Source organism: Bacillus sp. 205(2023) (assembly GCF_037027485.1).
In the GTDB taxonomy this organism is placed as follows: domain Bacteria; phylum Bacillota; class Bacilli; order Bacillales; family Bacillaceae; genus Bacillus; species Bacillus halotolerans.
This window is the reverse complement of sequence record NZ_JAXCHF010000001.1, coordinates 207,471-220,352: the sequence shown is the minus strand read 5'-3', so window position 1 is coordinate 220,352 and position 12,882 is coordinate 207,471. Positions and strand designations below refer to the sequence as shown.

Below are 12,882 nucleotides of genomic sequence, written 5' to 3'. Positions count from 1 at the left end.
GATGTTTTTCTACCTCAGTAATCGTTAATTCTCCTGATCTGTAGGCATCGAGAATTTCTTTATGGTTCATACGATTAACTCCCTTCTATGATGTTTTGCACACTCTTAAAATCCAATTTCCCTTGCGCCACCTCTTGCATCAAACCGATGATTTGCTCGTCAGTGTACAGGCTGTTGGTTTGATTTTGCGGCAGAGCCTCCGTTCGTTTTTGCCCTTCAGCTTTTAAAGCCACATAAGCAGAAAGCGCTTGGATTGTCTGGAATTCAAGAAGCTCCCGGCCGGTCAGCTTGATCTGAATGGTCTTTTCTAAATGACGCATCAGCTTTCGGCCAAGAATTGAATCCATCCCGTATTCTTGAACGTTTCTTTTGAAATTGATTTGATGCCGTGACAGGCTCAGCTCTCGTTCCAGAAATTGTACGATGATGTCTTGAATGTGTTTCTCTTCATTGGACTCGTCAGTCTCACTTTGGGCGACTTGTGACGATGGCCTAATATTCTTATCTGATGAGATCCAATAGCGTTCCTTTGCAAATGGATAGCCAGGTAACGGAACGATACGGACATTATTATCTTCATGGAGCAGTTCCCAAGAAATATGATTTCCTTTCGTCCACCAATCTGCTATCTTTTTAAAATCTTTTTCTATGACGACCGTTTGCAGAGATGTCTCATCTCGTTCTTCTGAAATGTCTTCCGCATTCCCTGTATAAAAGGATGTAAATTGGCCGAATGATTCACCATTCTTCACCGCTTCTGCAAATTCCTTCAATTTTCGCACCAGTTGTTCCTGATTATTCACTACGATCGCCAGTCTTGCTTCCATTGCTTTTCTTCCAACCTGGAGTGTATACGCAACATCTGGTAATGAAAGGCTGTCATTCTGCTCTGCATACTCAAGCATTTGCAGAACAGCATCGTGAAGCCGATCCTCATTTTGAGCAGAAAGCACGATAACTTGCGGACATTCCGTTGGCTCTTGATGCGCGGATGCCTGCTCATCCGGAATGTATTCTTCAATTACTGCATGCGCATTCGTACCGCTGATGCCCGTTGTGCTGATTGTCCCCATCCTCGGATTATGATTTTTTCTGATCCATGGCTGGTTCTCTTTGTGAAGCACAAAAGGGCTTTCTGCAAACTGAATATAGGGATTGCTCGATTCACATTCATGGGTAGCCGGAATGGTTTGATTTTTTATAGCCATCAGCATACTGATCAAAGCAACCACACCGGAAGCTGCAAATGTGTGTCCGATTAATGATTTAATCGAGCCGATGGTGCAGAATTGCTTCTGTTTCGTATATTTGCTGAACGCACCCGTCAATGCCTGTACTTCAAGCGGATCTCCCAGATTTGATCCAGTGCTGTGCGCCATCACATATTGAATATCCAGCGGATTGATCTGATATTTTTCATAAATGCTTTCTATTAATTCCGCCTGGCTAAAAGGATTGGGAGCTGTCATTCCATTGGTTTTGCCGTCATAATTCACGCCGCTTGCTTTTATACATCCATAAATGTGATCTTGATCTTCAATTGCCTTTGATAATGGTTTCAGCAGAACAGCTGCTACCGCTTCACCAGGCACAAGCCCATTGGCATCCTGATCAAACACTTTGCATTGTCCATCTGGAGAAAGCATTTCCGCCTTTGTCAGCGCCTCATAAGACATTTGAGAAATATTCAGACTGACGCCGCCGGCTAAAGCCATTTCACAGTCTCCCTGACGCAAGGCTGCGCAAGCCTGATGAATGGCTACAAGTCCTGAGGAACATGCTGCCGTCAACGCCATATTAGGTCCTTTTAAATCTAATGCGTATGCAATTCGCGCAGCCAATGTGGCGTTTTGAGTGCCGGTAATATAATCCGTATCACCGGCTAAGTGGGCATATTCTCCTTCTTCCACACCCACATAAACGCCGCAGGACTTTCCTTTAATCCGGTTTCCCATATATCCTGCGTCCTCAAATGTATGCCATGCTTCTTCCAGAAACAATCGCTGGCGCGGGTCCATACTTTTGGCTTCTTTAGGCGATATGTGGAAAAACAGCGGATCAAATCTGTCTATGTCTTTCAAAAATGCGCCCCATCTCGGCACTTCTGCTTTCTCTGGATGTCCTTTGACTTCACGCCAGTCCCAGCGGTCATTCGGAATTTCTGAAATGCATTTTTTTCCGTTTTTCAGATTGTTCCACAATTCATGAACCGAATCAGCTTGAGGAAACCTGCCGCTCATTCCGATAATGGCGATAGGCTCTGTGTAAAGCTGCCGGCCGCTTCTATGGCTGTTTTGTGTTTCGAGTGCTGCAGAAACCGGCACTTCAGCTTCTGCCTGATTCTGAGTATCAGATGCATCATCCCGGTAAAATTCTTCGATCAGGCCTTTATGATCCGTTAAAAAGAAGCGGATCAATTCTTTTAAAGTCGAATAGCCAAAAAATAATGCAGGCGTTATCTCGACTTTGTAATAGTCAGTTAACACGTTCGAGAATTTAGCCAAGTAGATGGAATCAAATCCAAAGTCGGCCCAGTTCTTATTCAAGTCTAGCTTGTCTTTTGAGATCTTAAGCAAGGTGTGAATATGCGTTTTCAAGTCCATTTCCAAACGTTTTTCAACGCTTAGGTTCTTCATCCCGCCCAATGTTTCTTGTGCAGGCGGGGCTATCATGTCCGGTTCTGGAACGGCACGTTCAGTCATTCCTAAAAAGCGGCGGACCCGGCTTGGCTGACCGGCTATGATAAGATGCTGCGCATCTTGCTGAGACAAAATGTGTTCAAACATACGTATGCCTTCTTCCGCTTCTAAGAAGCGCTGACCGCTTGACTTCAGGTACATCTCGGTAGTTTTGGCATTCCCGATTGTCATCCCGCCGTCCTTCCAAACAGGCCAGTTGATAACAAATGTATTGCCGTGATGAAGCTCGTTTCTGTAATGTGCATAAGCCATTTGGAACCGATTCCCTACCGCATAATCACAAAAACCAAAGTCTCCTAAAATAGCAGAAGACGAAGAGAAGTAACAGATAAAATCCAGGGTTTCTTTTTTAAACCACTCGTCAAGCGCGATCGTTCCATTGATTTTCGGTTCAATAATGCGCTTGAAGCTATCCATCTCTTTTTCAAAAATAGAGGACCCGCTCTCGATACCGGCAGCATGAATGACACCATGGATGGTGCCGTACCGGTCTTTTCCGCGTTTCACGCAGTCTCCCATTGCGATCGGATCACACACATCCGCCTCTGCATACATGGCTTCGCCGCCTAACTCCTTCAATGCTTTTAGCTGCTTTTGTTTTTCTTTATTGATAGGCGTTCGTCCTGTCAGAATGATGTTCGCAGCATAGTTTTTAGCCAAATGCTTGGCGAATAAATAACCGAGCCCTCCTAAACCGCCTGTAATCAGGTAAGTTCCCCCGGGCTTCAATTTGCTGTTGCCTGGCTGTAACGTTGTCTGTTCAATCTGACATACATAACGTTTCTCATTCTGATACAAGACGGTTTGTTCGATTGAAGCCTGTAATTCCGTCCAGACCTTACTTGTCCAATCATCCATTGATTCTTTTGGAATTTGATCAGCATCCTGAAAGACTCCTGTCACTTTCGTATTCGGAAGGACTAGCCCGAGTGAACGTTCAAATCCTATCCATGATTCCAGATAACTTCGGTCAAGACCATTTTCAAAACATCCAGCCAATAACACACGGGCAGGTTGAAGCTTCGCGGCCGCCATAGCTTGCAATAAATAGACTGCACAGGAATAATCCTGACTACAGCTTGAATCCTCCGTCGCCCATAAATAGAGGATTGCATCCGGTTCTCCATGTTCTTCCTGAATCCTACGGAAGGCTTTCTCAAAAGTGCCGGGGTCCTTCCGTACAATTTGATAAGAGTATTGAGACTGTTTGCCGTACGTTTCGCCTTGAGAAACAAATATGACCTTGGTCTCTGAATCAAAGCTTTTCACAGCTGAAGCAAATGCTTGTTGCTTGTCTCTGTCAGTCAGAAAACAGACGAGAGTTGTGAAGCTTTTCGATGTGAGAGACACCTGCTGTTCTTTCCATACTTCTTTAAAGGTCATCACCTCGAAGTCTTCTTGCTCTTGGTGTTCTATATTGTTTTCAAAGGACGTTGTTCTCTTTTCAACACCTGATGCCCAGTAATGTTCCTTCGCAAATGGATATGTCGGCAGGCTGATTCGGATCGGCTTATGAGCTCCGTACAGCTTTGTCCAGTCAAAAGACAAGCCCTTCACCCAAAGATCCAGTAATTTCGTAAATTTCCCTTTGCTCACCCAGGCGTCTATCATCTTCTCCGTATCTTCATCAGCTGATAAGAGCGCTAATGCTTGTTTATTATCGTCGATACGATCCAGATACAGATCCTCTGCTTTCATTTCTATAAAATCTTGCAGCTTGCTCTCTAGATCTTCTATTGATTCGGCAATAAAGCCAAGCCTTTCCTCCATTGCTTCACGGCCTGTTTGCAGCGTAAAGGCAATCCGGACCAGATCTGATTCACTGTACCTTTTTTCGCGAACGGCAGTGAGCAGCTGCTCCGCCCTTTCTTGAAGCCGTTCACTGTTTTTCGCTGACAGCACGATCAGAGCAGGAGGATGAACTTGAGGTGTTTGTGCCCCGGTTTTCGGAATATATTCTTCTAAGATCAGATGGGCATTTGACCCGCCGGCGCCAAAACTGCTTAATCCGGCGCGTCTTGGCACTTCCCGACCGTCAATGATCGGCCGCTTCCATTCACCAAGCTTTTGCTGAACGATAAACGGAGTTTGACTGAATTCAATATTTGGATTCAAACGCTCAGCATGCAGTGATGGTGCGATTTGACCGTATCTAAACTGAAACAGTATTTTTGTCAAACCGGCGATGCCGGCTGCACTTTCACAATGACCAATATTGGATTTGCTGGAGCCGATCGCGCAGAACTGTCTTTCTTGTGTATCTTCCTCAAACGCTTTTGTTAATCCAGCAATCTCAATCGGATCTCCTAATGGAGTGCCTGTTCCGTGTGCCTCCAGATAACTGATCGTTCTGGCTGGGATATTGGCATGCTGAATGGCTTCTTTAATCAGCTTGGCTTGGGCATTCGGATTTGGAACCGTATATCCGTTGGTTTTGCCTCCGCTGTTAATGGAGCTGGCCTTTATCACCCCATATATATGGTCACCGTCTTCTATTGCTTTTTGCAAAGGTTTTAAAATGACGGCACCCACTCCTTCTCCGTCAACAAACCCATCTGCGTCATCACCGAATGATTTACATTTGTCAGTTTCAGAGAGCATGTTCATGACAGATAAGTTCTGATAGTGAACAGGGTCGACAACTAAATTGACGCCGCCAGCAATGGCGCACTCACTTGATCCGCTGTAAATGCTTTCTAACGCCAAATGGATCGCTGTCAGAGAAGACGAACATGCTGTGTCAACAGCAAGGCTCGGGCCTTGGAAATTCAGCAAATAGGATACCCTGTTGGCAATGGACCAATAGCCGTAGCCAGTAGGATAATTTTTGTTCATTACTCCGGCAAAGACGCCGACTTTTCTGCTTGAGCAGAGCGTGTCTGGCGTGTATCCCGCATCTTCAATACTCGCATAGGCGGTTTGCAGGAATAATCGCTCCTGAGGGTCCATTCTTTCTGCTTCTAGCGGAGAAATTTGAAAGAATAAAGGATCAAAAGTATCCATACCTTTGATAAATCCGCCCCATTTTGTATAAATCGAGCCTTCTTTTCCTTTTTCTTTATCGTAATATGCTTTCCAATCCCAGCGGTCTTTCGGGATTTCCTCTATACAATTTCTTCCTTCTTTTAGATTGTTCCAAAATTCTTCTGCTGTCTCCGCCTGAGGATAACGCCCGGATATGCCGATAATGGCAACATCACGGCTGACCGGTGCTTGTGCCAGTGATGGTGCTTCTTTCTCGCGGCTGCGGCCAAGCTTACGATAGCGCCGGGTTGTATCAGGCGCCTGCCCAGCCTCCTGTGAAGATTTGTTATTGATTGCTACCGGCTTGTCATTTTGCACTTGACGGTCAAGGCCTGTCAGTCTCAAAAGTGCTTCTTTTTTCGTTTTGATTAAGTGTTCCACTAACGCGTCTATTGTCTGATACTCAAAAAATAAAGTGCTGCTCACATGGTCTAGTTCCTTACGCAATGTATTCGTGAGCTGAACTACGACAATAGAATCGATGCCGTACTTTTCAAGCTGTTCAGATGAATCAATTTTACTTGCAGGGATTTTCAATGTTTGTCCGATTAGTTTTTTCATATACTCGGTGCTTTTTTCTATCAAGACGGCATCATTTGATGGTCCGCCTATCTCTGAAGCTACGTTTTGGACAGATGCCGGCTCCTTCCTCACTGAAGAAAAATCCTTTTCTGCAGGAGGTGCCATTTCCATAGCCATACGGCGCACCACTCCGTTGCTTGAGGCTGCGATGATCTGGTGACTGAGATCATGTGCTGCTTCTGCCGGGAAGAACACGGATTCAAAGCCTTCGCTTTCTAAGGCCTCTTTCCATTTGTTTGGATATAGACCAGGACAGCCGGGAATTCGCAGCGCAGGATCTTCATACAGCCACCAGCCTTCCAACAGTCCGAAGGTGATGTGTGGAAACAAGCTGTTTCCCGCCATTTCATTTAGTAACAGCAATCCGTTGTGCTTCATCACAGCTTTTGCATGCCGCAGCGTTTGGCGAATATTTTTTGTCGCGTGAAGGACATTAGCGGCAATTACTACGTCATAGCCGCCTGCCTCGATTTCCTGCTGATCGATCGGTTTTTCTACGTCAAATAGCTGATATGTCAGGTAAGGATTTTCCGCCCCATACTCTTTTTCTGCATGCAGCAAAAACGCCTTTGAAAGATCTGTATAACAATATTCTCCTATATGATTTTGATAGGTTTTCAGTTTTTGAAAGATTCCGGCACTCGTGCCGCCAGTACCTGCGCCTATCTCCATAATGCGAATGGAGGTTTTAGGGTCCTGTTTCAGCCGTTCATCTACGTAAGCTGTTAACGTATCAGCGAGCACTGTATTGAAGTAGTCTGCAACTTGGTTATGCTTGTAAATACCTTCCACCAATTCCATTGACGAATGAGGGAACATGATATCCGTCGCAGGCACCTTCCCTGTCAGGATATCCGGTAATGCTTTCAGCATGGCCTCAGCTAATACAACCATCGCTTTTGTGTTGCTGTCTTGGAGCCATTCTGATTTTTTTGCATCCCATTCATTCCAAAGCATGTCTATATCCTCTGCCTTGTCCTTCCTCAATAAAGAATCTCCATCTTTTTTAAGGTAGTCATGCTGCAGAAGGAATTCGCTGCTTTTCCGGAGCCACTTTTCATAAAAGTCACGAGTATTGTTGTTTTGTTGAAGACGTTCAACCGATAATGTATGACCATCAAACAGCCCGGCCGTCTGCAGCTGTGCTAACAGAAGTCTGTAAAGGAGAGCGTCCAGCTCCTCGTGTGTTACTCTTTCTATTTCTCGTGTTTCCGGCAGGCGTCTCTTCAGGCTTTTGGCGTCTATCAAAGACTGCTGCGGGTAAAGGGTGATAAATTCCTTCTGATTCACGCCTTCGACTGCAACAGGTTTAGTCGTATGAATGAAAGCCGTTTGGCTGACAGGCCCTGAAAGCAGGGCTTCTAACGCTCTCATCCCTTCCTCAGGTTCAATTAAGCCTAAGCCAATTTGATTCATGAGCTGCACATAATTTTCATCTTCGGCCGCTTCCCTGTTCCCCCAATATCCCCAATTCATGACGTTAACGGGACAACTCCAGCTTTGGGACAGCCGGTAAGCAAATGCATCTGCGAACGCACAGCCAGAGGCATAATGGCTTTGCTTCACATTTTTGATATGGGACACAAGCGAAGAGAAAAATAGAACAAAATCCAAATCCTCCTGCTGAAATACTTGGGCCATATGAACACTTACATCCACCTTTGCCGCCAATCCAGTTCTGAATTCTTCGAGCGTCATATTTTCCAGGCTTTGTTCAAATAAAACCATTGCAGAATGAACGATCCCATGAATATGAGGATGGCGTTTTTTCACTTGTTCATAAGCCTGCTGCAATGAATGCATATCCGCAGCATCGGCTGCAATATAGTAAGGCGCAGGTCCAAGTGCCGAGAGACGGTTTAATTTTGCCTGGATGGCATCATTGATTTGACTGCGTCCAATCCAAATGATCTGCGCCTGATAGCGGCGGATCATATACTCACTCCACGCCTCGCCGATGTACCCAGCTCCTCCAATAACCACATACACTCCGCCGATTCGATATAACGTATCATTTGACGGGGATTGCTGATAGGGAATCAATTGCTGCTGATGCCATTGGTGATTCCGATAAGCCCACGCGTGCCCAAGACGGTCTGCAGGGAGTGTAAACATCTGTTTGATCGGCCAAGTGTAGCCTTCTTCAAGGTCAATCAGCCGGATCTTCCAATGCGGATATTCCTTAGCCATTGTGCCAATGAGTCCATGAATGCTAGCATGAGCAGGATTGACAGCTTCATGCTGAGTAATCGGCTGCGCTTGGACGGTGATAATTGACCATTCCAGCTTTTCCCCGCCATAGCCTAATTGAAGAAGTGCTTTCACAAGCTTAAATACGTGAAGAACGTTTTCTTCCTGTTCTTCAATAAACATCTGCTCTGAGTGTAGCGGGGCCATCCACAGTACATGGTCAATGCTGCCGCACGCTTGCAGCTTGTTCACTATCGTTTCCATGTGATCTGCCGGCTGGATATCCAAAACCACAGCCTGAGGATAGTATTGTTTCATTAACTTCTGTTCGTGCTCAGTACCCCCTAATAAAACGGCTTGCCCACCGGCAGCCGAGACACCGCTCTCCGCATTTGGAGACACTGGTTCCCAGACAGGAACCATCATCGTATGTCCTATCGATGAAGCCCCCGTTTCTATTGCTTCCGGAGATTGAGGTTCTCCTTCCAGCGCTCTAATGGACGCACCCTTCATTTGCACACAGACATTCCCGTCTTCATCGCATAGATCAATATCATACTTTCTGATTTTGTCCTCTGCCTTACTGTCTGAACTGAATCTAATATAAGACCACATTTCAGAAGGGCAAGGGGCAAGAATGTTAAGTTCCTGCATTGCAAACGGCAGAGACAGCTTATGGACTTGAGCATCCGTATTGACTGAGCTAACGATAAAACCAATCGATGCATGGAAAGCGGCATCCATCAAACTCGGATGGAGCATGAATTGCTTCTTACCGTCTTCCAAAAAAGCGGGCAAGGAGATTTTTGCAAGCAATTGTTCGTGTCCGATAAGCACTTTTTTAATCCCTTGATAGCCCTCTCCATAGTCAAGCCCTATCTTCCGAAACGCCGCATAGCATTGCTCTGACGTCACTGTGTCCAGACTGCATTCCGCCTGCAGCGCTTTAATATCTAAAACAGGAATGTCCGGTTCAGCTTCTAGGATTGCAGTCCCTTGGCTGTGTATTATCTGGTTTTCACCTTTGCTGTAAATCTCATAGCTGATCTCTCCGCTATCCTCAGGATAAAGGCCAATATGTATCTCTTTTGGTTCACTTTCAATCGCGATAGGTCGAATCCAGACGATGTCTCTGAGCGACACAATTCTTTGTCCCTCTCCCAGATCACCCGCTGCTTTTTCCGCTGCTTCCCTTGCCATTTCTAAATAGGCAACACCCGGCAGGATTTTCTGTCCCTGCACAACATGATCAGATAGAAAAAATTCCTTGCCTGTGAAGCTAGAGCTAAAGCGCTGCTCAGAAAAGTCTGACGTATTCCTATGCAGCAGCGGATGTAATGCAGAATTCGTTGTTCTGCCGCTGATTTTCGTCTCAGGTGCCGGTATCCAGTAGCGTTCTTTTGCAAACGGGTAGGTTGGAACACTTATTTTAAGCGGCTTGCGAGCGCCGTAGAGTTCATCCCAGTTGACCTGTTTTCCTTGAACCCAAGATTCCGCGATATTCTCCAAACCCCCCGATTTTGCCCCGCTAAACCCTTGGCCCTCTTTGGCCTGTCCGGTCCAGCAGCGATCGGCTTCTTCACCTTTTACAAATGCTTGAAGTTGATGAATTAGATCCTTTATGTCTTTCACGATGAAGGCTGCCCGCTCCTCCATTTCCACCCGTCCTGCCTGCAGTGTATAAGCAAGCTCAAAAAGATTAATGTCCTCGTGAAGAAACTCAATGAGTTTGCCGGCGTATGCTTGCAGCCTGTCTATATTTCTCGCCGACAAGGGGATAATTGCCTCTTCATATTTCACAGAAACAGAGGCTGAGTCGTTCTCTTCCGGGATGTATTCTTCCAAAATGATATGCGCATTGGACCCTGACGCTCCAAACGAACTTACACCGGCACGGCGGGGATACTTAATCTCCATTCCGTTTTCTGTCAATTCCGGCTGCTCCCATTTCTTCGCTTCGCGCTGAACAAAAAACGGTGATTGATCCAGCTCCAAATAAGGATTCAGCTCTTCTGAGTGTAGGGATGGGACCAGCGTTTTATAATGCAGCTGCAGAACGGTCTTCGTTAACCCGCTGATGCCGGCTGCAGATTCAGCATGGCCAATATTTGATTTCACAGAACCGATCGAACAAAATTGCTGATCCTGCGTATTTCGGCTGAAAGCCTTCACCAATCCTTGAATTTCAATTGGATCTCCTAAAGAGGTGCCCGTGCCATGTGCTTCCACATAGCCGACCGTACGCGGATCGATTCCTGTTTTTTCTAAGCAGGTTTCTATAACATCGGCTTGCGCTATAGGGCTCGGAACCGTAATGCCGCTGACTTTGCCTACATGATTAATGGCACTTCCTTTGATGACGGCATAGATCTGGTCACCATCCTGCTCAGCTTTTCGCAGAGGCTTTAATAATACCGTTCCAACCCCTTCTCCAGAAACGTATCCGTCACCGCCTTCGCCGAATGTATGACAATAGCCGTCGCTCGAGTGCATCCCCACACTGCCATAGCTGATATATTTAGCCGGATGCAGAGATAAGTTGACACCCCCTGCTATCGCAGCCTCACATTCCCCATTCCGGATGCTTTCTATCGCCAAGTGAATGGCAGTCAAAGAGGATGAGCAGACCGTGTCCACCGCCATGCTTGGCCCATGGAAATTACAGTAGTAAGACACTCTATTGGCGATTTGCGCATAGTTCAGGGACAAAGGAAATGGATTTTGTTCGGATAAAGCTTCAGCACCTATAAGGGAATAGTCCTTATGCATGACACCGGCAAAGACGCCGACATGCCGTCTTTTATTAGCGCCTCGTTGTGCAGCAATTGTCTCAGGCGTATAACCTGCATCTTCAATGGCTTCCCAGCATGTCTCTAAAAATAAGCGTTCTTGAGGATCCATGGTTTCTGCTTCTCTGGGAGAAATTCTGAAGAATTGCGGATCAAAGCAATCGGCATCCTCAATGAACCCGCCCCATTTTGAAAAGGGCTTTCCTGAAGGTGTTGTCAGTTCATCGAATTCCTTCCATTCCCACCGTGATTTCGGAATTTCACTGATGCAGTCTGTTCCAGCCTTAAGATTTTCCCAAAATTCTTGTATGTTTTTCGCCTTAGGATAACGGCCTGCCATCCCAATGATCGCAATGTCCTCCGCTTTTTTTGGCGGGGAAGAAGGAGCATCTAAAGACTCCGGCAGTGATGCAGGAGACTGGCGGACAGCATCGTCCGCCTCTCCAAACAAATAGTTTTCAGCCAAATGCGCTGATAATTCTGCAATCGTTGTATATTCAAACAGCAAAGTGGGAGAGAGATCTTCTCCAACATGAGATCCTATCGCCTGAACAATTTCAAGCAAGGATGGCGAATCTAACCCAAGCTCATAGTACCCGGCGTGAATATCCATTTGTTCTGCCGGTATTTCAAGCTGTTCAGCCAGCAACTGACGCAGTAACCTTTCAAATGCATTGTATTTCCGGCCAGCGTCATGAGAGACAGTAATTTCTTTTACCACTCTCTCTTCCTGGAGCTGATCAGTTTCTTTTTCAGGCTGAAAGGCCTTCGCATCCCGGACAGACTTGCTTGCAAAATTTTTAAGTTCGGCTACTTTTTGTCCAGATGAATTAAAATATTCAATGGTCATATAAGTAAGCTCGTTTTTCTGGCGCACGGAGGAAGCTTGAATGCGCGCCACACATTCTTTTTGTAATGGCTCCGAAGCTGCAAAGGATTCGAAAAACAAAGGCAGATACACAGTCTGTTCGTTTTTATTTACACTTAAGAGCAAGCCGCTTGACCCTAAACCGCTGCCGTCGATGAGCGTCGGATGAAACATAAAAGCCTCAGAATGAAGCAATGCTTCTTGTCCGACAGATACATCAATCAAAGCGGCCTCTTTTGTTTCATATACCTGTCCTTCTGCTTTCATCATGCCTGTATGCACTAATTCTTGACGGCGGCATTGATCATAGATGTCGTCCAAATTCAGAATTCTGCCGGCCGCTTTTTTCCATTGATGAAGGTCAATCTTTTCCGTGAAAGCAGCGGGTGCTTTATGATGCATCTCGGCCGAAGCATATCGTCTATGACCTGATAACGACTCTCCATGCTGTTTTTGCCCTTCAATGAAGATGGACCATGTCCCTTTTTTGCTTTCAGACACTTGGATTGTCAGGGCAATGTCATACGATGCTTCCGCGATCAGAGGATAAAAAATGGTCAGATTTTTCAGTTCTAGCTCTTGATAAGCGTAACCATGTTCTTGGAATACTTGATAAATCAGATCTATATAAGCAAGGCCGGGTAATAACGCTTGTCCATATACCTTGTGATTGCACATGATAGGATTATTTAATGAGATGCGCAGTTGTTCAGTTATCATGTTCCCACTC

General features: G+C 45.8%; 1 protein-coding gene. It reads right to left on the bottom strand.

All coding sequences use genetic code 11. The features are described 5' to 3' along the window. Positions 1–74: 74 nt before the first annotated feature. The gene (locus tag WA325_RS00900; protein ID WP_336183072.1) at positions 75–12,872 is read right to left on the bottom strand and encodes an SDR family NAD(P)-dependent oxidoreductase; all 12,798 of its coding nucleotides are present in this window, start codon (positions 12,870–12,872) and stop codon (positions 75–77) included. Positions 12,873–12,882 lie beyond the last annotated feature (10 nt).